Annotated in this window: 24 protein-coding genes and 1 tRNA gene; 14 read left to right on the forward strand and 11 right to left on the reverse strand. The window is 59.2% G+C overall.

What is annotated here, in order from left to right; all coding sequences use genetic code 11:
• Positions 1 to 11: 11 nt before the first annotated feature.
• Positions 12 to 1,004: an SAM-dependent methyltransferase gene (locus ACFO5Q_RS03400; protein ID WP_068147078.1), complete on the forward strand. Its 993-nt coding sequence runs from the start codon at positions 12 to 14 to the stop codon at positions 1,002 to 1,004.
• Here ACFO5Q_RS03400 and ACFO5Q_RS03405 read toward each other — a convergent pair whose 3' ends face one another.
• Positions 1,005 to 1,907: a DMT family transporter gene (locus ACFO5Q_RS03405; RefSeq protein ID WP_231727208.1), complete on the reverse strand. Its 903-nt coding sequence runs from the start codon at positions 1,905 to 1,907 to the stop codon at positions 1,005 to 1,007.
• A 152-nt stretch (positions 1,908 to 2,059) separates the two neighbouring features.
• Between ACFO5Q_RS03405 and acs the strand changes: the two genes are divergently transcribed.
• Positions 2,060 to 3,997: an acetate--CoA ligase gene (gene acs, locus ACFO5Q_RS03410; protein WP_068147072.1), complete on the forward strand. Its 1,938-nt coding sequence runs from the start codon at positions 2,060 to 2,062 to the stop codon at positions 3,995 to 3,997.
• 134 nt (positions 3,998 to 4,131) lie between these two features.
• Positions 4,132 to 4,812, forward strand: a complete 681-nt coding sequence (locus ACFO5Q_RS03415) for a glutathione S-transferase family protein (RefSeq protein WP_068147069.1) — start codon at positions 4,132 to 4,134, stop codon at positions 4,810 to 4,812.
• A 34-nt stretch (positions 4,813 to 4,846) separates the two neighbouring features.
• On the opposite strand, the gene ACFO5Q_RS03420 is transcribed toward ACFO5Q_RS03415, so the two are convergent.
• Positions 4,847 to 5,467, reverse strand: coding sequence for an alpha/beta family hydrolase (locus ACFO5Q_RS03420; RefSeq protein ID WP_068147065.1), 621 nt, complete (start codon positions 5,465 to 5,467; stop codon positions 4,847 to 4,849).
• 203 nt (positions 5,468 to 5,670) lie between these two features.
• Between ACFO5Q_RS03420 and ACFO5Q_RS03425 the strand changes: the two genes are divergently transcribed.
• The 3 genes from ACFO5Q_RS03425 (at position 5,671) to ACFO5Q_RS03435 (ending at position 7,644) form a co-directional block, all read left to right on the forward strand.
• Complete coding sequence (locus tag ACFO5Q_RS03425; RefSeq protein ID WP_068147060.1) at positions 5,671 to 6,183, forward strand: SixA phosphatase family protein; 513 nt, start codon at positions 5,671 to 5,673, stop codon at positions 6,181 to 6,183.
• A gap of 162 nt (positions 6,184 to 6,345) precedes the next feature.
• Complete coding sequence (locus tag ACFO5Q_RS03430; protein ID WP_068147058.1) at positions 6,346 to 6,840, forward strand: tetratricopeptide repeat protein; 495 nt, start codon at positions 6,346 to 6,348, stop codon at positions 6,838 to 6,840.
• Positions 6,841 to 6,978: 138 nt separating this feature from the next.
• Entirely contained in the window at positions 6,979 to 7,644 is a 666-nt protein-coding gene (locus ACFO5Q_RS03435; RefSeq protein WP_156431933.1) for a hypothetical protein, read from the forward strand.
• 12 nt (positions 7,645 to 7,656) lie between these two features.
• Here the strand turns inward: ACFO5Q_RS03435 and ACFO5Q_RS03440 are convergent, their stop codons facing one another.
• From ACFO5Q_RS03440 to tsaD, 5 genes are all read right to left on the reverse strand, one after another.
• Positions 7,657 to 8,037 carry a Rieske (2Fe-2S) protein gene (locus ACFO5Q_RS03440; RefSeq protein ID WP_068147053.1) on the reverse strand — a complete coding sequence of 127 codons (381 nt, stop codon included), beginning with the start codon at positions 8,035 to 8,037 and terminating at the stop codon, positions 7,657 to 7,659.
• Positions 8,037 to 8,447 (reverse strand): EVE domain-containing protein, encoded by a 411-nt coding sequence (locus ACFO5Q_RS03445; RefSeq protein WP_068147050.1) that lies wholly within the window; start codon positions 8,445 to 8,447, stop codon positions 8,037 to 8,039. The genes ACFO5Q_RS03440 and ACFO5Q_RS03445 overlap by 1 nt, the downstream gene beginning before the upstream one ends.
• 9 nt (positions 8,448 to 8,456) lie before the next feature.
• Complete coding sequence (locus tag ACFO5Q_RS03450; protein WP_068147047.1) at positions 8,457 to 8,753, reverse strand: YciI family protein; 297 nt, start codon at positions 8,751 to 8,753, stop codon at positions 8,457 to 8,459.
• A 12-nt stretch (positions 8,754 to 8,765) separates the two neighbouring features.
• Positions 8,766 to 9,755, reverse strand: coding sequence for an NAD(P)H-dependent glycerol-3-phosphate dehydrogenase (locus ACFO5Q_RS03455; protein WP_068147044.1), 990 nt, complete (start codon positions 9,753 to 9,755; stop codon positions 8,766 to 8,768).
• An 86-nt stretch (positions 9,756 to 9,841) separates the two neighbouring features.
• The gene (gene tsaD / locus ACFO5Q_RS03460) at positions 9,842 to 10,960 is read right to left on the reverse strand and encodes a tRNA (adenosine(37)-N6)-threonylcarbamoyltransferase complex transferase subunit TsaD (protein ID WP_068147129.1); all 1,119 of its coding nucleotides are present in this window, start codon (positions 10,958 to 10,960) and stop codon (positions 9,842 to 9,844) included.
• A gap of 261 nt (positions 10,961 to 11,221) precedes the next feature.
• On the opposite strand from tsaD, the gene hemC reads away from it, so the two are divergent.
• From hemC to arfB, 8 genes are all read left to right on the forward strand, one after another.
• Positions 11,222 to 12,199 (forward strand): hydroxymethylbilane synthase, encoded by a 978-nt coding sequence (gene hemC / locus ACFO5Q_RS03465; protein WP_068147042.1) that lies wholly within the window; start codon positions 11,222 to 11,224, stop codon positions 12,197 to 12,199.
• The gene (locus ACFO5Q_RS03470; protein WP_068147039.1) at positions 12,196 to 12,894 is read left to right on the forward strand and encodes a uroporphyrinogen-III synthase; all 699 of its coding nucleotides are present in this window, start codon (positions 12,196 to 12,198) and stop codon (positions 12,892 to 12,894) included. The genes hemC and ACFO5Q_RS03470 overlap by 4 nt, the downstream gene beginning before the upstream one ends.
• A 24-nt stretch (positions 12,895 to 12,918) precedes the next feature.
• On the forward strand, positions 12,919 to 14,187 hold the full coding sequence (locus ACFO5Q_RS03475) for a hypothetical protein (protein ID WP_156431932.1): 1,269 nt from the start codon (positions 12,919 to 12,921) through the stop codon (positions 14,185 to 14,187).
• Positions 14,184 to 15,578: a heme biosynthesis protein HemY gene (locus ACFO5Q_RS03480; RefSeq protein WP_068147035.1), complete on the forward strand. Its 1,395-nt coding sequence runs from the start codon at positions 14,184 to 14,186 to the stop codon at positions 15,576 to 15,578. The genes ACFO5Q_RS03475 and ACFO5Q_RS03480 overlap by 4 nt, the downstream gene beginning before the upstream one ends.
• A 105-nt stretch (positions 15,579 to 15,683) precedes the next feature.
• Positions 15,684 to 15,759 (forward strand) — tRNA-Thr (locus ACFO5Q_RS03485).
• A gap of 176 nt (positions 15,760 to 15,935) precedes the next feature.
• The gene (locus ACFO5Q_RS03490) at positions 15,936 to 16,469 is read left to right on the forward strand and encodes a PAS domain-containing protein (RefSeq protein WP_068147029.1); all 534 of its coding nucleotides are present in this window, start codon (positions 15,936 to 15,938) and stop codon (positions 16,467 to 16,469) included.
• Complete coding sequence (locus ACFO5Q_RS03495; protein WP_068147026.1) at positions 16,466 to 17,713, forward strand: methyl-accepting chemotaxis protein; 1,248 nt, start codon at positions 16,466 to 16,468, stop codon at positions 17,711 to 17,713. Before ACFO5Q_RS03490 ends, ACFO5Q_RS03495 begins: the two co-directional genes overlap by 4 nt.
• Positions 17,714 to 17,769: 56 nt before the next feature.
• Positions 17,770 to 18,192 carry an alternative ribosome rescue aminoacyl-tRNA hydrolase ArfB gene (arfB, locus tag ACFO5Q_RS03500; RefSeq protein ID WP_068147024.1) on the forward strand — a complete coding sequence of 141 codons (423 nt, stop codon included), beginning with the start codon at positions 17,770 to 17,772 and terminating at the stop codon, positions 18,190 to 18,192.
• Here the strand turns inward: arfB and ACFO5Q_RS03505 are convergent.
• Genes ACFO5Q_RS03505 through ACFO5Q_RS03520 form a run of 4 tightly spaced genes read right to left on the reverse strand, consistent with a single transcriptional unit; the run spans position 18,189 to position 21,983 of the window.
• A complete protein-coding gene (locus ACFO5Q_RS03505) occupies positions 18,189 to 19,247 on the reverse strand; it encodes an HD domain-containing phosphohydrolase (protein ID WP_082719835.1) in 1,059 nt (352 codons plus the stop codon). The two genes, arfB and ACFO5Q_RS03505, sit on opposite strands and share 4 nt — an antisense overlap.
• Entirely contained in the window at positions 19,244 to 21,223 is a 1,980-nt protein-coding gene (locus tag ACFO5Q_RS03510; RefSeq protein WP_068147019.1) for an ATP-binding protein, read from the reverse strand. Before ACFO5Q_RS03510 ends, ACFO5Q_RS03505 begins: the two co-directional genes overlap by 4 nt.
• Positions 21,220 to 21,669 carry a type 2 periplasmic-binding domain-containing protein gene (locus ACFO5Q_RS03515; protein ID WP_068147016.1) on the reverse strand — a complete coding sequence of 150 codons (450 nt, stop codon included), beginning with the start codon at positions 21,667 to 21,669 and terminating at the stop codon, positions 21,220 to 21,222. The genes ACFO5Q_RS03510 and ACFO5Q_RS03515 overlap by 4 nt, the downstream gene beginning before the upstream one ends.
• Before the next feature lie 11 nt (positions 21,670 to 21,680).
• Entirely contained in the window at positions 21,681 to 21,983 is a 303-nt protein-coding gene (locus tag ACFO5Q_RS03520) for a hypothetical protein (RefSeq protein WP_156431931.1), read from the reverse strand.
• Positions 21,984 to 22,099: the final 116 nt, after the last annotated feature.

Genomic DNA, 22,099 nt, shown 5'->3' on the forward strand with positions numbered 1-22,099 from the left:
GGGTGTGAGATTTGGCAACGAAACAGAAGAAACCTGATGCGAAGGTACCACTGAAGCTGCGCCTTAAGGCTTGGTGGGAAGGTTACGACACAGACGATATCAAGAAGCGTCTGAGTGAGCGCGTTGGTGCGCCCGAGCAAGACCTTGGCGAAGAATTCAAACCCGAGCAGCCTAAAAATCTGAACGCCGAAAATCTTGATCCATGGGATGCAGCAACCGTCGATATCGCGCAATATATCTGGGGCAAGGGCTTCTGCGGCCCCGGAGGTCCGGACTATATCGTTTCCCTGTCAAAGCTTTTGGCGCTGAGCCCTGAAATGTCCATGCTGCAGATCGGCGCTGGCCTGGGTGGGCCTAGTCGCGTTCTGGTGGACCGCTTTGGTGTCTGGATCACCGGCTTCGAAGAATCGGAAATGCTGGTTGAGAAAGGTCGCAAGCTTTCCAAGATGGCGGGCCTGGAAAAAAAGGCCCAGCTTGAGCAGTATCAGCCGGAAAATTTTGAAGGCTTTGATCGGAAATATGATCGTGCTCTTTCCAAGGAAGCGCTGTTCACGATCGAAGACAAGTCCAACATGATCGCCAAGATCGAGGAAAAGCTGAAACCGGGCGGCCTGTTCCTGATGACGGAATATGTGATCGGTTCCGACGCGGTGCTGGGCAAAGACAAATATAAGGAATGGGTTGTAGGCGAACGCCGGCACCCCTTCCCTGTTCTCGCGGATGAACTTGTTGACCTGATGAAGAAGCATCACCTGCAAGTGCGAGTGTCCGAAGATATCAGCATGCAATATGTTGACATGATCAACCATGCGTGGGCCGGGGCCGACGAAGTGGCTGCCAAACTCGCGAAGCGGGAAGACGGCACAATGATGATCCAGACATTGATGCGGGAAGCCGAGTTCTGGACACGCCGCAAGAAACTTCTGGAAACAGGCGACCTCAAGCTTTGGCGTATTGTGGCGAACAAGAAGTCGGGCGGACCGTCGATGATGTCTGACTGGTAATCAACCAGCCGCTTTCATGATTTGCTGTCGTTTGCTTTGCCGGGCGATCCATATGCCGACCAGGACCGCGCTTGCTCCTGCCATATGAATAGGCCCAAGAGCCTCGCCAAAAAGCCACCATGCCCACAGGGCGGAAATCACTGGCTGGATCAAAAGACAAAGGGCACCCAGCGCCGCAGGCACATGCGCCAGCCCATAGACAATCAGGCTCTGCCCCAGGACGTGAGCGATCAGCGCAAGACCGATCAGCGGCGCCCATCCTTCGCTTGAGACAGGAAAGATGGGGCCGTCCACCCAAAGAAGCGGCAGGCTCAAGAGAATGCCGGACACCATGGCGGTGCCGGCCATCAATAGCGGCGCGTCCAAGACCTGTCTGGCGCGGGCCGCGCCGACAATATAGCCGCCATAGAGTACGGCGGTCAGGAGGCCGAGCATATCGCCGGGAATATAGGCTGGGTTCAGTTCCGCGTTGCGCCCCATCAGCAGCGCCGCGCCCCCAAGAGCGAGCACCATGCCGCCAAGGAAGCGCCCGTTAAAGCGTTCGCCAAACAGCACGAAGCTATAGAGCGCGGCGAATATGGTGGCCATATTCGCGAGCAGCGTTGAATTGGCCACGGTTGTCTTGGCGACCGACCAGTGCCAGGTGAAGAGTTCGGACGCAAACAGCAGTCCGACTAGCAAGATCCAGCGGCCTTCCTCCATAGAGGGCAAGAGGGATATTCTGCCTTTCTTTCGGGCGGTTAACCAATAGATGAAAATCAGCACAGGAGCGGCCATTGTCAGGCGCCAGAAAGCGGAAGCTGCTGGCGTTACGTCGGCAAGACGCATGAAGATAGCTGCGGAGCTGATGCCGATGGCACCGCAAACACAAGCGATAATGCCTCGCGTCGTCTGGTCTGGCATGCTGGTCATGGTGGGGAAGATAGCGTATTTTTCCGATTGAGCTAGGCCAAAAGCTACAAGCGAAAATACCGGAGCCTTACCCTGTGGGGGGACTTGCAACTGTGCCGCTCAGGGTGCATGATCGCCATTGCATTTATTGGAGGGAGTAGGCAATGAGCGAGCATTTCGTTTTTCCAGTACCAGCGTCGGCGCTTGAGGGTACGCACTGCACCAAGGAGCAATATGACGCTCTCTATGAGCAGTCCATCAACGACCCGGATGGGTTCTGGAAGGACCAGGCCGGTCGTATAGACTGGATGAAACCATTCACCAAGGTGAAGAACGCCAGCTTTAGCGGGGACATCTCCATCAAATGGTTCGAAGATGGCACGCTCAACGCGTCCGCCAACTGTATCGACCGTCACTTGCCGGAACGCGCGAATGATACCGCTATCATCTGGGAAGGGGACGATCCTGCCGACAGCAAGCACATCACCTTTAGCGAGCTTTATGAGCAGGTTTGCCAGTTTGCAAATGTGCTGAAGAAGCGCGGTGCAAAGAAGGGTGACAGGATCACCATCTATATGCCGATGATCCCGGAAGCCGTGTATGCGATGCTGGCCTGCGCGCGTATTGGTGCCGTGCATTCGGTCGTGTTCGGCGGCTTCTCGCCGGACGCCCTTGCTGGCCGTATCCAGGATTGTCAGTCCACCTTCGTGATCACCGCAGATGAAGGCCTGCGCGGCGCAAAGAAAGTGCCGCTGAAGGCCAATGTTGATACGGCGCTTGAGCAGTGCCCGGATGTTTCCAGCGTTGTGGTTGTCAGGCGGACTGGCGGCGAGGTTGCCTGGTCTGAAGGCCGCGATGTCTGGTATCACGAGGCTGCAGCGACTGTGCCTGCCGAATGCCCACCAGAAGAAATGAGCGCCGAAGACCCGCTTTTCATTCTGTATACGTCCGGCTCGACCGGCAAGCCGAAGGGGGTCCTCCATACCACCGGTGGCTATATGGTTTGGGCGGCCATGACGCATGAGTATGTGTTTGACTATAAACAGGGCGATATCTACTGGTGCACTGCAGATGTGGGCTGGGTGACCGGCCATACCTATATCGTTTATGGTCCACTCGCGAACGGTGCCACGACCCTCGTGTTTGAAGGTATCCCAACATACCCGGACGCTGGCCGGTTCTGGCAGGTGTGCGAAAAGCACAAGGTGAACATCTTCTATACCGCGCCAACGGCAATCCGGGCGCTTGAGCGGCTGGGTGACGAGTTTGTAACCAAGCATGACCGGTCATCAATCCGGCTTCTGGGGACGGTTGGCGAACCGATCAACCCTGAAGCCTGGCTATGGTACCACAAGGTGGTGGGTGAGGAGCGCTGCCCGATTGTTGACACCTGGTGGCAAACGGAAACAGGCGGCGTGATGATCTCGCCACTTCCCGGCGCCACAGACCTGAAACCGGGCTCCGCCACCAACCCGATGTTTGGTGTGAAGCCCGCCCTGGTGGATCAGGACGGCAATATTCTTGAGGGTGCGACATCAGGCAACCTCGTGATCACCGACAGCTGGCCGGGGCAGATGCGTTCTGTATTTGGGGATCATGATCGGTTCAAGCAAACCTATTTCTCTACATACAAGGGCATGTATTTCACGGGCGATGGATGCCGCCGCGATGAAGACGGCTACTATTGGATCACCGGACGGGTGGATGATGTGATCAACGTGTCCGGTCACCGCATGGGGACGGCTGAAGTGGAATCGGCCCTTGTTGAGCATGATCTGGTTGCGGAAGCCGCCGTGGTGGGATTCCCGCACGACATCAAAGGCCAGGGCATTTATGCCTATGTCACGCTTTTTGAAGGTGCTGAGTCGTCGGAAGAGTTGCGCAAAGAGCTGGTGGCGCTTGTTCGCCAGGAAATCGGCCCGATTGCGACGCCTGACTTTATCCAGTTCGCCCCTGCTTTGCCGAAGACGCGCTCTGGCAAGATCATGCGCCGGATTCTTCGGAAGATCGCTGAGAACGAATTCGGAAATCTGGGGGATACATCCACGCTCGCGGACCCGGGCGTTGTCGATGACCTGATCGAGAACCGCCAGAATAAATAGTGGATCCGGACAAACAGCGAATCCAGGGGGGCTTCAGGCCCCCTTTTTTCATGATGCCGAAAATGTGACTGGCTTGCCGCTTTAAACTTGTGCGGCAGGGCCTATCTTCATTGGCAACACGGAGAATGCGACACATGATCACCTTTTACACAGCTGCCACACCGAATGGCTACAAAGTCTCAATTGCGCTTGAAGAACTGGGCCTGCCCTATGAAATGAAGGCGATCGACCTGTCATCTGGTGCACAGAAAGAAGATTGGTTCACGGCCATCAACCCCAATGGCAGAATTCCTGCGATTGTTGACCATGATGCAGATGATTTTGCGGTTTTTGAATCCGGCGCCATTCTGATGTACCTGGCTGAAAAGACCGGCCAGCTGATGCCCCAGGATAGCAAGGGACGGTCATTGGTGACCCAATGGCTGATGTTCCAGATGGGTGGCCTTGGGCCGATGCAGGGGCAGGCGAATGTATTCTATCGCTATTTCCCTGAGAAGATCCCGGCAGTTATCGACCGCTACCAGAATGAAACGCTCAGGCTTTATGGCATTCTGGACCGACGCCTGGCGGAAAGCCCCTATCTGGCCGGAGACGCCTATTCCATTGCCGATATTGCGTGCTTCCCCTGGGTCATGGCCCATGGCTGGGCTGGCCTGTCGCTGGACGGGCTTGATCATCTGCAGGATTGGACGGAACGCCTCAAGGCTCGGCCAGCTGTCCAGAAAGGGCTGACAGTGCCGCCCCGGCCGGACCTGAATAAAGATGACAACAGCAAGAAGTTCGTCGAAGCCGCACAGAAGATGCTGCAGCGCTGAAGCTCCGGCGCTGGGGGTGCCAGCGCCGCTTTACCTATAAGGTTGCGGCGAAAGTGGCGATCGCATCCATGGCGGTGGCCCAATTGCCTTCTTGTGTGTAACCGGACGCCTTTCTGGGGCTCAGGTCATGGTTGCCGTCAGGGGCCCAGTGAACGGTGACGTTTGAAGGCAGGGAAAGGTTCTTCAGAAGCGCTGTGCCACCGAATGGGTCGCGCTCGCCCTGAATGATCAGGGTTGGTACTTCAATATCGGGAAAATGGTCGGTACGAACCTTTTCTGGCTTGCCGGGCGCATGAAAGGGATAGCCCAGGCAAACGAGGCCGTCGATGCCCAGCTGATGGTTCTCTGCGGTGAGCATACTCGCAATTCGGCCGCCCATGGACTTGCCACCAATAATCAGCGGCCTGCCTGCGGTCTCCACACCCCTGACCGCACCTTCATATGCCTCAAGAAGCTTTGGCGCCCTGTCTGGCGGCCGCTTTTTGCCGTCCTCCATGCGTTTGATCATATAGGGAAAGTTGAACCGAACGACCTGGAATCCTTTTTGCGCCAGGCCTTCAGCGAAGGTTGCCATGAAAGGATGTTCTGCACCTGCTCCAGCCCCGTGGGCAAGTACAATGGTTCCCTTTTCAGCCTGTCCGTCGATCATAAGCATTATGCCCTCCCTTTTTGCTGCAGCCTGTTTAGCAGGCCTGCTGCCTAGATCAATGCCTGCTGCGGCCAGGCGCTGTCGTTTCCCTGCATTTTTCTGGGCCTATCAAGGCAAACTTGTTCGTGCTTTCGCGAATTTGGATTAAGCTTTCGCGGCTTTGAAAAGGTCTACCCAACTTGGTGCTGATCCCAATGAAAGGATGCTTGATGGCCAGATTATATCTTCTAAGGCACGCGAAGTCCGATTGGGGCGCTGGACTGCCGGACCATGATCGGCCGCTCAATGACCGGGGCCGGCAAGCTGCGGCGCAGATGGGGCGTTGGCTATCGAAGGACGAAAACTTACCGAAGCTGGTCATATGTTCCACGGCGCAGCGAACGCGGGAAACTCTCGAAACCCTATCTGAGGCAGGGAACCTCTCATTTGATGTCCTCTATGAACCGTCTCTTTATGGTGCCGGCACAGAGACCATTCGCCGGATTATCAAGGCGGATGCCGGACAGCATCAGGCTGTTCTTTTGGTGGGCCATAATCCCGGATTTCAGGATATGGCAATCAGATCGGCCAAAACGGGCGACAGTTCGACTGTTCGTCAATTAAGGATCAAATACCCCACCTGCGCGCTCAGCATTTTCGAATTTGAAGCGCCCACCCTTGAACAGGCCGATCTCGACCGCGGTAATCTGCTGAAATTTGTCCGGCCAAGAGATCTGGATTAAGCCAAACGAAGGCTTAGTTGTCTCCATTCGTACGCCTGTGTGATACTATAACCAATCGGTCAAGGACGCTTCGCTGATGCACTATCCCGGTTCAGCCGGAATTGTGGTAAGATGAAACATCTGATCCGTTGATCGGTAGGGGGAAAACGAAAGGAGATCGTTATGCGGACTACTTTTCGCTACCTGCTGGCTGCAACTGCGGCACTGGCGATTTCGGGCATGGCCAATGCCTACACCTATAACATCGTTCTCAAGGCTTCGGATTTGCTGAAAAAGGGCCGAGAGATGATACAGGTGGGCAATACGGAGAAAGCGCGTGTGATTTTCACTGCTGCGCTGGATCGGGACCTGACAGATTGGCAGCGTGCGCGGGCCCACAACGGCATGTGCGTTGCGCTCATTATGGAAGAGGCCTGGTCAGAGGCTCTGGATCATTGCAACACAGCCATCCGTATCGTGCCCAATAACTGGCGCTTCTACAACAATCGGGGCAATATCTACCTTGAAACGGGTGAGATCGATCTGGCGCTTGAGGAATACAGGCGTGGGCTTGAAATGGCACCCCAGTCTTATGTGATTAAACGTAATATCGAACTGGCCAGCCTGCGCGCAAAAGACTCCGGTGCGGATCATCCGCAGACCATGCGCCCCACCTAAGGGCGGTTACCGGAAATTTAGCTGCAGGAGCAGGGGCTTGATAAGCTAAAGTTTGTTCTGGTACGCCATCAGGCCACTTCCCACCGGACGATGGGGGTGCTAAGAGGGGCATTGACGTTTTTTGGGGAGTAATTGCGTGTGCCGATGAAATTGCGCTATTTGCTACTGCTGCTGTTACCCATGCTTGCAGCGTGCGACCCCATTGCACAGGCGCCGTCTTCCCCACCAGCCGTCGTAGGTACGCGCGCTGTTATCCAGCGCCACCGTCAGGAAATCTACGCAGAAATAACCGCTGTCACCGGCAAACTGGTGACGACCGAAATGTATATTCGGGGCGAGCCTATTGCCGAGTTCAGCGCATACCGCGGCCTGTATCCGGTAAGTGGCCGCGAATCTCACTATCAATATGAAGCAGATTTCGATGAAGCGATCCTGGAGCAACTGTTTCCGCTTGCTGTTGGCAAAGAGGTCAGTTTTTCAGGCAATATCAAGCGCCTGGATCGTGGCACAGCTTATAATTTCTGGTCTCATATTTCTGTTGTCGGGGAAAAGACGCTGAACCTTTCGTCTGGCGACAGGAAGGTCTTTGTTGTTGATATCGTGACAGAAACCAGCAGCAGCAGTCGCACCAAGCGCAAGACCCAAACAGTGTATTTCGACCCGGAGCTTTCGATGGTGCTCAAGTCTGTCCAGCATGAGGACGGATACAAGGACTATTGGTTCGTGATCTCGGTGGAGCGCCCGGGTGAAGGCACAAACCGCACGGCTCCGCCGCAACCGCGCTCAGGCACCGTCATCATCTGACCTGAAGATACGCTAAAGCGAATACAAGCCACCGTCCCTGACCTCAAAGGCGACGGCGCGCAAGTGATCGCCCTTGCATGGACCACGCACGCACAGCCCGGTCAGCGGATCAAAAAGCGCGCCGTGCGTTCGGCAGATCAGCCGCTTGTTGGTCGTATCCAGAAAGCGGTCACCGAACAGGTTGAGCGGCGTGCCGGCATGGGGGCACCGGTTTTCATACACATGGAATTGCCCATCAAAACGCTGGACCAGAAGCTGCAATCTGTGTGTGCCTTCCCGGAAAACGATATCCTTGCCGCCATGCTCGGGCAGGTCGTCCAGTTTCACGAGAAGCGTTCCAGGAGGGATGCCGACGGCCGTGTCCTCTAGGGCAAGCGGGGGCGGTGCTCTCATCAGTCCAATCCGGCCAGTTTCGTCAAGACCTTCCAGGCCTCTGGGTCAATCGGCATTACGGATAGCCGCGGCTGGCGGACGAGCGCGAGGTGGCTGAGATCTGGGATTGCCTTGATGTTGGCAAGGCTTATGGGCGTTTTGGCTTTGGCTTTGGCGCGCAAGTCCACCAGACAGAATTTGCCATTTGGGTCATCCGGGTCTGGATAAGGCCCCTTCGCGACTTCGCACAGCCCAACAATTTCGCGCGCTTTGCCGGAATGGTAAAACAGGACCAGGTCACCTTCCGCCATTGCCCGCATGTTGTTTTGGGCCTGATGGTTGCGCACACCTGTCCAGGGCTCGCTCTCTACCCCGCATTGATCCTGCCAGGACCAGTCTTCGGGCTCAGATTTTACCAGCCAGAAAGCCACGGCAGCCCCCTAGGCCGGGATCCAGTCGCCGGCCACGGCTTTCCAGGGCTTGATCTCGACCGCTTCAAACAGCCCCGCAGTGGCATAAGGGTCATTTTCGGCGAAAAGCCGCACCGCGCCTTCGCTGGCGGCATCGATGATGATCATGCTGCCCACGGGTTTGGGGTCGTCGCCGGGGGACAGGATCGGGCCCGCAACTTTGATGCGGTTACCCGCTCCCTTGATATAGTCCAGATGGGCGGGCCGGTTGGCCATGCGCAGGTCGACGCTGTCGGGTTTGTCGTGGGCGAGGATCATGAACAGCATGGCTGTCTCCTATCAGCTTTCGGATGTGAAAGGGCGGGAAAGAAGGGTTTCGGTAATGGTGCGTACGTCCTGCCCTTCCTTGAGAATCTGGTAAACGGCGGCGGTGATAGGCATATCAAGGCCTTTCTCCGTCGCAATTTTATGAACGATTTCAACGGTATGGGCGCCTTCGGCTACTGACCGGCGCTCTGCCATGATATCGGCGAAGGTGCGGCCTTCGCCGATGGCTTTGCCAAGCGACATGTTGCGCGACTGAGTCGACGAGCAGGTCAGGATCAGGTCTCCAAGGCCGGACAGGCCCATCAGTGTTTCCCGCTCCGCGCCGTAGAGCGCGCCAAAGCGCATGATTTCAGCCAGCCCCCGGGTGATAACAGCCGCGCGGGCGTTCTCGCCAATACCAAGCCCCGCCACGATGCCGGTCGCGATGGCCAGTACATTCTTGATGGCGCCGCCAATCTGTGCGCCCACCACATCATGGTTATAGTAGGGGCGGAAGGTGGGCTGGCCGATGGCTTCAATCAATTGGTTTCCAACCGTGTTGTCTGCTGCGGCAAGCGTGAGCGCACACGGCATGTTGCGCGCAACCTCAATCGCGAACGTGGGGCCGGAAAGTACAGCCACGGGGTTTTCCGGGCATTCCTCGGCCACAGCTTCGGAGAGGAGCTTGCCGGTCGCGACTTCGATCCCCTTGGAGCAGATCACAAGCGGCACATGGCTGCCAATATGCTGGCCCAAGTCCCGCACCATGGTGCGCAGATGCTGCGCAGGCGCAACAAGAAGAATGGCATCACGGTCGCCCAAATCCGCAAGGTCTCCGGTGGCCTTCAAGGCAGGGTCAAGGTCGGCATCCGGTAGGAAAAGGGTGTTTATGTGGGTGTCGTTGATTGAGGCCACAACTTCCGCTTCCCGCGCCCACAAAAGGGTGTCGCGCCCGGCCCGCGTTGCTGCTGCTGCCAGTGCTGTGCCCCAGGCACCGCCGCCAAGTACACCGATTTTCTGCACCTGTCTCTCCCCAAAAACTCATAGCTTATTCTGATGAAAAAGGCATGCGCCCAGATTGCCCGGCAATTGGCGGGGAGGCAAGAAGCTTATGCCTTTGCGCCCTTTTTTCCTTTACCCACCATAGGCTTGGCATCGTCATCGAGCGGCCAGCGCGGCCTTGGCGCTTCATCCATATCGTTGATAGCCGGATCCACCAGGAAGCGCTCAAGCCCAGCCCAGGCGATCATGGCGCCATTGTCTGTGCACAGGCTCATAGGCGGCGCGGAGAAACGCATGCCTTCCTGTTCCGCCAGCGCCTCAATGCGGCCGCGCAGGTAGCTGTTGGCTGCCACCCCGCCGGCGACAACAAGCGGAAAGGCGCCGCTTCCTGCGGTTTCGCGGAACATCGCTATGGCATTCCTGAGCCTGTCGATCAGGCAGTCCCCCAGCGTCTGTTGAAACGCGGCGCAGATATCGTTGCGGTCCTTGATGGTGAGCACGCCTTCGACCGCGACGCATTCTTCGGCCAGACGCCGCACGGCGGTCTTGAGGCCGGAGAAGGAAAAATTGCAGCCCGGCTTGCCCACCATGGGCTTCGGAAGCTTGAAGCGGCCTGCCCGCCCTTCGCGTGCCGCGGCCTCTACCGCCGGGCCGCCGGGATAGCCCAGCCCCAGTAATTTTGCTGTCTTATCAAAGGCTTCGCCCGCCGCATCATCGATGGTTGTCCCAAGCCGCGTGAACTCACCAACCCCGGTGACGGCGAGGATCTGGCAGTGTCCGCCGGAGACCAGCAGCAGCAGGTAGGGGAAGCTGACATCTTCCACCAGCCGCACTGTCAGCGCGTGGCCTGCCAGATGATTGACGGCGACAAAAGGCTTTCCGCTGGCGGTGGAGATTGCTTTGGCTGTCATGACACCGACCATCAACCCACCCACCAGTCCCGGCCCGGTAGTGGCGGCGATGGCGTCCAGGTCATCAAAGCCGAGATCAGCATCTTTCATAAGGGATTCCAACAACTTATCCAGATGGGAGATATGCTGGCGCGCGGCAATTTCCGGCACCACGCCGCCAAATTCGGCATGGTCATCAATCTGACTCAGTACCCTGTGCGCAAGGACCTGCCGGTCCGCGCTGACGATGGCGGCGGCGGTTTCGTCGCAGCTGGTCTCAATCCCCAGAACAAAGGGGCGCTGCGCCTGTTTTGCCGTGCTTGACTTGTCTTCCACCACTGAATTCCTGTTCGGCCCAAAAAGGGCACATATCATGCTCTCGGTGTGCCCTAATGGCACAAAAGGGCACACCCATAGGGCCCAAAAGTGCCCCAGAAGTGTCCAATGGGCGGGGCATATTGTCTCAGCTCATGTGCTACTTGGGCATCTTGCCCCATTTGGGCTTTAGCCTGATAGCAGAAAGTTCTATAAGCCAGAGAATGATCACGCGGTTGATCACCCTCAGCCGCGCCCGCAATAGCACCAGAAGAGGCATCCGTGCAAGAAGCGACCAGCAGCAAAAAGACCCTCAGGATTGGAACCCGTGGCAGCCCGCTTGCGCTGGCACAAGCCGAAGACGTGAAAGCGCGCCTTGTGGCGGCCCATGCGCACCTTAGCGAGGACAATGTGGAAATCGTGGTAATCAAGACCACCGGCGACCGCATCCTGGACCGGCATTTGATGAATGCGGGCGGCAAGGGCCTGTTCACCAAGGAAATCGAAGACGCGCTCCTATCGGGTGATATCGACTGCGCGGTGCATTCCTCGAAAGATATGCCGACTCACCTGCCGGAAGGCCTGGCGCTGACCGTGTTCCTGAAGCGCGAAGACCCGCGCGACGTGTTCATGAGCGCAAGCGTCAACCGTTTCGGGGACCTGCCCAAGGGCGCAACGCTGGGTACGGCGTCACTCCGCCGCCGGGCGCAGGCGCTGAGGCTGAGGCCAGACCTGAAGGTGGTCACCTTCCGCGGCAATGTGCAGACCCGGCTCAAGAAACTGGCTGCGGGCGAGGCTGAAGGCACCTTTTTGGCGCGCGCCGGCCTGAACCGCCTGGGCATGAGCGACAAGGCGACCGAGACACTGCCTGTCAGCGATTTCCTGCCGGCGCCTGCACAAGGCGCGGTGACGGTTGAGGTGCGCACCTCTGACGGCGCGATGATTGCCCTTCTGAAGCCGCTGCACTGCGTTGAGACAGCGCTGGCGGTGACGGCTGAGCGCGCGTTCCTGAGTGCGCTGGACGGCAGTTGCCGCACGCCCATCGCGGCGCATGCCAGCCTTGATGGCGGCCGCCTGACGCTGAAGGCGCAGCTTTTGTCGCTGGACGGCACCCAGGTATTTGAAAAAACGGGTGACTGCGCCGCAGAGATTGACCGCGCCGCCGACCTCGGTAAAGATATCGGGGCACAGATACGCAAAGATGCGGGTGAAGCCTTTTTTGAGGATCTCGCCCGCGCCATCGAAGCGGAGATAGAATGACCACAGTCCTGATCACGCGCCCCATGGAAGAAGCCACGCCGACCGCAGAGAAGCTGGAGGCGCTTGGCCACCGGGTGATCATCGCGCCGATGATCCAGATCGACCCTGTATCGTTTGAAATCCCGGACGAAGACCGCAGCCTGATTGTAACCAGCAAGAACGGCGCCCGCCTTGGCCTGGCCAACATTGGCAACAAGGACCGCCCGATTTTCGCGGTGGGTGAGGAAACGGCCAATCAGGCCCGCAAGCTTGGTTTCACCAATGTCACCGCTGGCCCGGGCACCGCGCGCCAGCTGGTGCCGATCCTTCTGGACGAGGGGCTTTCCGAGAAGCGCAAATATACGCACCTGGCGGGTAACGTGATCAGCTACAATATCACTGACGTCCTGCGCGGTGAGGGAATTGATGCCGACACCCGTGTGACGTACCAGTCGCGGCCGCTCCGGTCCTTTTCTGCTGGTGTGCAGGAGTCTCTGGAAGAAGGTGAAATCGATGTCGCCCTCTTTTATTCGCCGCGTACAGCCACCACATTTGAGGAAGCGGCGGCAGAATATGGCCGGTCCGACTGGCTTTCGAAGATAGATGCGGTGGCGCTTTCAACCCGCGTTGCCCAGAACCTGATCGGGCCTTGGCGGTCTGTCCGCTATGCCATCATACCCACCGAAAAGGCACTCTTCAGCCAGATCGAAGACTAAGGGGACCCCAAACGGGGCATGCTTGTGAGCGACAAAGATACAGACAAGGCGCCTGACGCCGCTTCTGATAAGCCAGACGAGCCCGAGATCATCGAGGCTACCATCATCGATGAGACACCTGAGCCAGAAAGGGCGTCTCAGGGAAAATCATCTGATACCTCAGCAGCCAAGTCATCTGGCACGACTTCGCCAAAAAAAGCCGACATGGGTACTGGCACCAAGCTGGCTTGGGGCCTTGTCGGCCTGATGGGTGCTTTCGGCGCGGGTGTCTATTTCGCCCCCCGGTTCGCGCCTGGGCTGGCCAGCCTGGGGATCAATCTGGCCCCACCACCAGCCAATACTTCTGCCCAGACGACTTTTGATAGCAAGCCGCTTGAAGATGCGGTGGAAGACCTGAAGGCGGCCTTTGCCCGCCAGCAGGAGATTCTGGCGCAGCAGGCCGAAGACCTGAAGGCTGCCAGCGCGGCGCGCGATGCCCTGCAGGCTGACCTGAACCAGCTGGCGGCTGCGGGTGCCGGTGGCACGGCCGCGCCTTCGGTTGCCCCTGAAAGACTTGCTTCGCTGCAGGCGGAAATCACCCGGCTGACGGACGATGTGGCGCGGCTTTCGACCCTTTCGAATGAAGCTGACCCGGGTGTTGTGGAACTCAAGGGCGCGCTTGCGCTTGCGCGCAGTGAGGCCGCAAGCCTCAAGGCACGACTGAAGGCGGTTGAGGATACGCTTTCAAGCGTGCAGGCCGGGGCGCTGGAAGCATCCCCGCGCGGTCGGATCGTGCTGGCGCTTGGCCGCATGCGGGACCGGGCGCTCACAGGCCAGCCGTTTGGCGCCGACCTTGGTGCGCTCAGGCCCGATTTTGCCGCCCTGCCGGCCCTCGATCAGCAGATGATCGGCGCTGACATCGGTTACCTTGAAAGCCATGCTGGCGGCATCGCAAGCTATGACACCTTGGTCGCGGAGTTCGACGGTGTCGCGGCCGCGGCGGTCAATGCAGCAGACAAGGCGGAAGGCAGTTTCCTTGCGAACCTTTTCTCAAGCCGCCGTACGGATGCGGGCGCAACTGGACTTGACGCTGAACTGGTGAAAGCCGAACGACTGCTGCTCGCGCGCGATGTTGCGGGGGCGGCCAAGGTACTCGCCGGCCTTGAAGGCCCCGCGCTTGAAGCCACAGCCACGTGGCGCAGCCGTGCCGAAGCCTATGCGGGCGTGAGCCGGGCATTCGACCGCCTGATCGCGCGCGTGTCGTCATCGACCGTACCCCTTCCAATCGGACAAATGACCGGGGGCGGCCAATGATCCGCCTGTTCCTTTGGGTGGCTGCGATCCTGCTTGTGGCGTGGGCCGCTGCCCTGCTTGCTGATAACCCTGGCGCCGTGACCATCGATTTCGCCGGGCGGCGGGTTTACACCAGCTTTGCCTCCATGGTGCTTTTTGCTGCCATAGTGGCGTCGGTAACGGCCGGGACGGTATGGCTTGTTGGCTGGATCAGGCGCGATATGCCTGTTCTTGGCAAGAATGCGGAAATCAAGCGCCAGGGCCGGGGGCTTAAAATGCTCAACCAGTCGCTCGTTGCGCTTTCGGCTGGCGATCACAAGCTCGCGAAAAAGCTGGTGGAACAGGCCGAAGTGCTGCTGCCGCCCCAACCCATGGTGCATCTGATCGCGGCAGAGGCCGCCACCCGCGGCGGCGACCATAAGGCTGCCCAGGCACGCTATCAGGCGCTGGAGAAAACCGAAGACGGGCGCTTCCTGGGGCTTCGCGGTCTTGTGCAGGAAGCCCGCAGGCTGGGGCGTGAAAACGAAGCGCTTCGCCTTGCGCGTACGGCCTTTGCAGAAAACAGGAAAAGCCCCTGGGTGCTCAAAACCCTGTTTGCGCTTGAAGTCGCAGCCGGCAACTGGGTGGAAGCCGAAGATGCACTTTCGAAGGTTTCACGTGAAAAACTTCTGGAATCAAAGGTGGTTAGCCGCCACAAGGCTGCGCTCGCCTTTGCCCAGGCCACAGAGAAGAATCTGAAGGGTGACCGCGACGGTGCCCGCAAGGATTTCAAGAAAACGCTGCAGCTACGGCCCGATTTTGCGCCTGCGGCTGCTGCACTCGCCAAGCTTGAATATGCAAGCGGCAACAAGAAGCGCGCGGAGAAAATCATCAGGGATGTCTGGTCCCGCACGCCGCACCCAACGCTTGCCCGCGTTTTCAAGGAACTGGACGCAGCCGAAAGCGGCGCAGACTGGCTCAAGCGCGTGCGCTCGCTTACAGATGCAAACCCCGATGACGCACAGTCCTTGCTGTTGCTGGCCGACGCGCTGATGGACGCGCGCGACTATGACGCTGCCAAGCCGGTGCTGGAGAAGCTGACGCGTGAGGCACCAACCCGCGCGGCCTGGCAATATCGGCTCGCGCTCGCGCACGCGCTCGGCGAAAACCCCGATCCGATCGAGGCCGCGCTGGCCCACGCGGAAGATGGTGCGCGCTGGGTCTGTTCCGATTGCGGCCATACGCCCAAAGGCTGGGCGCCGCTTTGTGGCAGCTGCGGCGGGTTTGACAGCTTCCGCTGGCACGCGGGCGAAGCGGTCGCGCAGGCGAAAAAAGACCCGGGCGAAGCCCCGATCGCCATGCTGGTGGGCTCCAATGGCCCGTCGGCGGACGCGGTGCTGGATGGGGATGAGGCCGAGCGTTTGGGCGCCTGACACGCCCTTCGCCGCGCCTAAAAATACTTGTCTCGCCTTTTGCCATCCGCTATATACGCCGCCTGTACGGGGCTCCCTGCCCTGGGGACATTGCTTGATGCAAGGGCCGCTTTAGCTCAGTTGGTAGAGCACATCATTCGTAATGATGGGGTCACGTGTTCGAGTCACGTAAGCGGCACCATTTCCTCCCTGCCTCCACGGCAAAGGGCTCGCGTGTTTTCCTGCCTCTGAACGAAATTTTCCGTTTTTTTCGGTAAATCAATTGATCGTTCTATCAATTAAAATAAATTTAACACAAATCCGATACCCCTTGGTTTGAAGGCAGGGTGGGGAACCTGTTAGCGATTGGGATGCATTATGTCAGTAAAATCAGGCGTGGTTCCTGTTGATGAGGAAATCACGTTTCCAAGTAACGAGATTATCGTCTCGAAAACCGACCTGAAGGGTCGGATTCTTTATGCCAATGATGTCTTTTGCCGGGTGGCGGAAATGACCACCAGCGATGTGATCGGCCAGCCGCACAGCATCATCCGGCATCCGGATATGCCGCGCGCCGTGTTCAAGCTGTTGTGGGACCAGATCTCTAACGGTCATGAGATTTTCGCCTATGTGAAAAACATGTCCGCCACCGGCAAATATTATTGGGTGCTGGCACATGTCACGCCTTCCCTGGCGCCGGACGGCAGCATTGTCGGCTACCATTCCAATCGCCGCGTGCCGCCAAAGAAGGGGCTTGAGGCCATCAAGCCGCTCTATCGGGAACTTCTGGACATTGAGAAGTCGCACAAGAACGGGCAGGAAGCGCTGGCGGCCTCAACCGCGCGGCTACAGGCCATGCTCTCTGGCGCGGGGCAGGACTATGACAGCTTTATCTGGAGTGTGGCGGCATGAGTTGGCTTGGAAAACTGAAGAAAAACGGTGGCGCTGAGAGCAGCCGCATTGCCGAGCTTGAACGCGCGCTCGAGGAAGAGCGGGTGAAGAACGACATGATGAGTGCCGCCTGCAAGCGCCTGACCGAGGTTGCGCGCGAGGTTGCATCGGGCAATATGGAGGCCCGGATCACCGATTGGGACAAGTTCGGCCCCATGTCTGGCGCGCTGACGGATTTCAACCGGATTCTGGACCTGACAGACGCCTATATCCGGGAATCGGACGCGGCCCTTCAGGCTGCCTCCGAACACCGCTTCTACCGCCGTTTCCTTGAGACCGGCATGGCGGGCGCCTTCGGGGCCGGCGCGCATCATATCAACGAAATCTGCGACAAGATGCAGGCTGCCGAAGCACGCGAGCAGGAGCACCGCGAAGAAGTGGCGTCGTCGTTCGAGGCCAGCGTGATGGGTGTCGTGACATCGCTTACGAGCGCGGTCGAGCAGGTCCGCGCCACCGCGCAGCAGCTGACCCGCTATGCCGATGAGAACCAGTCCATGGCCACGGGCGTGGCGGCGGCGGCCGAACAGGCGACAATGAATGTACAGACCGTGGCGGCAGCAGCAGAGGAGCTGACAGCATCGGTGGAAGAAATCGCGCGGCAGGTGAACACATCTTCGGCCCGGTCGGGCGAGGCGGCTGTCGAGGCAGGCGAAGCGTCAGAGACCATCAATTCACTGAAGACGGCAAGCGACACCATCGGCGACGTGATCCGCCTGATCAATGACATTGCCGAACAGACCAACCTCCTGGCGCTTAACGCCACCATCGAGGCCGCGCGCGCAGGCGAGGCGGGCAAGGGCTTTGCCGTTGTGGCGAACGAGGTGAAGTCGCTGGCATCGCAGACCGCCAAGGCCACCGGTGACATTGGCACCCAGGTGCAGTCGATCCAGGCCAACACCGACACCACGGTGACGGCCGTGAGCCATATCGCGGACAGCATCCACTCCCTCAATGAAATCGCGGCGGCCATCGCGTCGGCAACCGAGGAACAGTCGTCCGCGACGATGGAGATCAGCCGGAATATCCAGGAAGCGTCGCAGGGCACGCAGGAAGTGGCGCGCAATATCGAGCAAGTCAGCTCGACCGCCGAGCAGACCCACACAGCCGCAGGCGAACTGTCGCGCGCGGCGGATGACCTGGCGCAGACCGTAGAGACCCTGAAGGCGCAGTCCGATGCCTTTGTTGCGAGCGTGCGCAGCACTTAGAACCCACGCCCCGCGCCGAAGATTGCAATTCGGGGCGGGTGCGCTATGGTCGCTGCATGCTTGAAATTGCGCCCCATATCCAGATTGACGAAGCTGAGATCCAGCTGACGGCCAAGCGCGCGTCGGGCCCGGGCGGCCAGCATGTCAACAAGGTCTCGACCGCTGTTGAGCTGCGGTTCAACGCGCGGGCGTGTGCGGCCATCAGCAATGAGATGTTCATCCGGCTGAGGAAGATTGCGGGCCGGCGCATGACAGCCGCCGGCGAGATTGTGCTGATGTCAGACACGCATAGGAGCCAGATCGACAACAAGCGCGCGGTCACCAAACGCCTGACCGACATGCTGAAGGCGGCGACCAAACGCCCCAAGTTCCGCGTGGCAACCAAGCCGTCGAAAGCCTCAAAGGAACGCCGCATCACCGCCAAGAAAACCATGGGCGACCGCAAGAAGATGCGCGGCAAGCTGAAGCTGGTGGACTAGCGGCCTTCCTTGGCCGCCACGTCCGGATCGTCATGGGCGTGATAGTCGCGCATGATCTCCGCGATCCTCCCGCGCTCATGCAGCTTGAAGAAGGCGTCGATCACATCGGGGTCGAACTCACCGCCGCGCCCATTCTTCAGAAGGCCGAGCGTTTTCTCGAGCGGCCAGGGTTCCTTGTAGGGGCGCTTCGATGAGAGCGCATCGAACACGTCCGCCACCTTGGCGATGCGCGCCGAAAGCGGTATTTCATCCGCCTTCAGGCCCTTCGGGTAGCCGCTGCCGTCCCAGTTTTCATGGTGGCCGCCCGCGATTTCGCGCGCCACCTGATAGAAGGCGTTTTCGCCCAAAATGCGCACGCCGTTATCGGGGTGCTGGCGCATCACGTCCCACTCGTCCGCGTCCAGCTTGGCGGGCTTCTGCAAAATCGCGTCCGGCACAAACAGCTTGCCCACGTCATGAAGGATGCTCATCACCCCCATATGCTTCGCGGTGTCGCCGTCTATGCCCAGTTCAAGCGCCAGCGCTTCGGTATAGTGCTGCACCCGCTGCACATGATAGCCCGTGTCTTCGTCCTTGCCCTCGCACGCCACCGACAGCATGGTGATGGCGTCTTCATAGGCCTGCTCAAGCTCGGCTGATGTCATCTTCAGCTGCTGATCGAGCGCCAGCGCCTCAAGCGCGCGCACCACCGTCAGGCGTAGCATCTCCGGCTCCCACGGCTTGGTGATATATTTGTAAATCTGCGCGTCGTTGACGCAGTTCACCAGCGCTTCGATGTCTGAGTAGCCGGTCAGCAGGATACGCACGGCATCCGGCTGCTGTTCGCGCGCGACCGCCAGCACCTTGTCGCCGGTCACATCCGGCATGCGCTGGTCGCAGATGATCAGATGCACGGGCTCGGACTTGATGATGTCGATGCCCTTCTGCCCGCCATCTGCCTTCAGAATGCGAAATTCCTTGCGGAAGGCCCGCCACAGGCTGTCGAGGATGTCGGGTTCGTCATCAACGAACAGAAGTGTGAATTTGTCTGCATTCGGGGGCGAAAGTCTGGTCATGCGTCGTCATCCTTTGCATGAATGGGCAGGGTGATGGTGAAAGTGGTACCTTCACCGGGCGTGCTTTCCACTTCAAGCGTGCCGCCGTGTTTTTCAATGATACCATAGGAGATGGAGAGCCCGAGCCCCGTGCCTTCGCCCACTTTCTTGGTGGTGAAGAAGGGATCGAAGATGCGCTCGATCACGCCTTCAGGGATGCCGGGGCCGGTGTCCGCAATGCGGATCACTGCGTTTTCCCCGTCGCGCTTGGTCACAAGCGTGATCTTGCCGCTTTCGCCCATCGCCTGGACGGCATTGAAGATGATGTTGGTGAACACCTGGTTGATCTGGCCTGCGTGGCAATCCACCGGGGCGCTGAGGCCATAGTCTTTTTCAACCTCGATCCCGCCCTTAATGAAATGGTTGAGGATCGCCAGCGTGTCGTCCAGGCCCTTCTCAAGGCTGACGGATTTTTTCTCGGCCTCGTCAAGGCGGGAGAAGCTCCTGAGCGCCAGCACAATTTCCTTGATGCGGGACGCCCCGGCCATGCCGCTTGAGACGATCTTCTTCAGGTCTTCGCGCACTAGGTCGATGTCATGATCGTCAATTTTGCCCTCAATGACGGCCTTGGCGTCATCGGGCATGGGCACGTGGCGGATTTCGTCCAGCAGTGCCAGAATCTCGTCGGCATATTCCTCAATGTGCGGGAAGTTGGCGTAGATGAAGCTGATGGGGTTATTCAGTTCGTGCGCCACACCAGCCACCAGTTGGCCGAGGGACGCCATCTTTTCAGATTGCACCAGCTGGCTTTGGGTGGTCTTGAGTTGCTCGAACGCTTCCTGCAATTGGGCGTTGGCGCCGGAAAGCTCGGCCGTGCGTTCCTCGACGCGCTTTTCCAGTGTCAGGTTCAGCTTCTCAAGCCGCTCCAGCACATCTTCGCGCTCACGCGAGGTTTCCTGCAGGCTTTCCGCCATGGTGTTGAAAGCGCGGGCGAGGCTGCCGATCTCATCACCCGCCTGCACATTGGCCCTTAGCGACAGGTCGCGCGCGCTGGTGATGCTGCTGACTGTCTTTTCAAGCGTGTTCACGGGGTCAGTCAGCCGCCGCGCCATCCAGCGGATGCCGAAATGGATGGGCACATAAAGCGCCGCGCCAAGCGCCAGAAGCTGTAGCGCCACACGCGTGATGGCGGCACTGATGGTGGCTTCCGGTTTGGCGGAAATCACTGCCCATCCGGTCAGGCTGCCGGTCGCGGCATCGGCGTGCCCGGTAATATAGCGTTCGCCCCCCAGCATCAGCGCCCTGAGGCCCGCGTTATCGGTGGGCAGGGCCGTATCAGGCATGGGCAGGTGGGCTGCAAGAAGCGGTGTGTGGGTTTCCTCGCTCACCAGCAGGGTGGGCAGGCCGTCTTCCGCCATGATGGTTTCCACCACATGCCAGGGCACGGTGGCCACCAGCGTACCAATGGGGGCCTTGCCGCCGAAGCGTGCCGCAATCGGCGCCTTGAGCGCCACGATCTCCCCGGTGTCTGCACCGCCCGCAAGAGGCATCGGCCCCTTGCCCTCAAACCGAAGCGGGTCGCCCGCTTCCAGCCGCCAGGCGTCGGGGATCGTCAGCTCCGTATCCACCGGGTGGGACGCGGCCACGATGAAGCCTTCGGCGTCAAATACATAAACGTCACCCTCAAGGGCATATTGGTCATGCAGTTCCGCCAGCGTGCGGCTGATCCTTTTGTCTATGTCGGCAGAGAAGATATCGTTCATCACCTCAAGCCGGGTCCAGGCCGTAACATTGGTGGCGAGCGACTGGAAATAAGCCTCAACCCGCCCGAGCTTCTGGCTGGCGATCTGCCTAAGCGCGCCTGCTTCCGTGTCCTGCAGGCTCCCACGTACGCTGGTGAGTACCACGGCCGCCGTCAGCGCGTAGGTCACGATGAAGATGCCGATGAGCGACAGCATCAGCTTGCGCCGGATCGAGCTGTCCATCCATTTGATCACGGGATTTCCCCCAGCACGCGCACACCTTCGGGGACCTTATCGGCCACCACATAGCCGATGGCTCCGTCCACATTGCGCACAAAGGCGGCCATGGCGGCGTCGGATTCCTGCACCACGGGCGGCATGAAGCCCTTGAACTGCATCTGGTTCCAATAGTTGGCCAGCGATCGCATGCTGCGGCCCAGCACTTTTTCTGTGAATTCCCGCCGCGCAGGGCTGGAGGCCTCGCGGTTCACGGGCACCACGGGGCTGCCGTCCGGCCACACCTGGCGCTTGAGCATGAAGATGCGGTTCAGCTCTTCAAGCTCCATCGCTTCCACCGGCACATTCTTGTTGGCGATGATCAGCATCTTTTCCTCGGCTGACGCTTTCGCGCTCAGCATCAGGGATGCCATGACCACCATCAGGGCTCGTGCCGGGGAGCGGTATATGAAGGCGCGCTTCACTGTGGCACCCCCTAAAACAGGACCGCGAGCGAGGCCTTGAAGCCCTGCTCGATGTCCAGTTCCTGCCCCCACTGGGTGACATATTCAAGCTTCCACACCACCGGTGGTTTGGGGCGGTAGCTGAAACCGAAAAGCGCATTTTCGGACGCGTTTACAAAATCGCGGTCCTTGAAATATTCATACCGCGCATGGAGCGCCCAGCGCTCATCAATATTGTAGCTGGCTTGCCCGTATACGCCGAATTCGCTGTCGCGCACGCGCATCGCCTTGGGGCTATGGAGCCAGGTTTGCGTCAGCTCTGACCTCAGTTCCACGGGGCCGAACACCAGGTGCGCGTCGGCGCCGATCTGAACCGCCCCGGGATTGCCGGAGGCTCCAACTTCTGAGTAAAAGGAGCCATTATGAGCAAGACCACGAACAAATTTTCACC

The organism is Kordiimonas lipolytica, assembly GCF_042651265.1.
GTDB lineage: Bacteria > Pseudomonadota > Alphaproteobacteria > Sphingomonadales > Kordiimonadaceae > Kordiimonas > Kordiimonas lipolytica.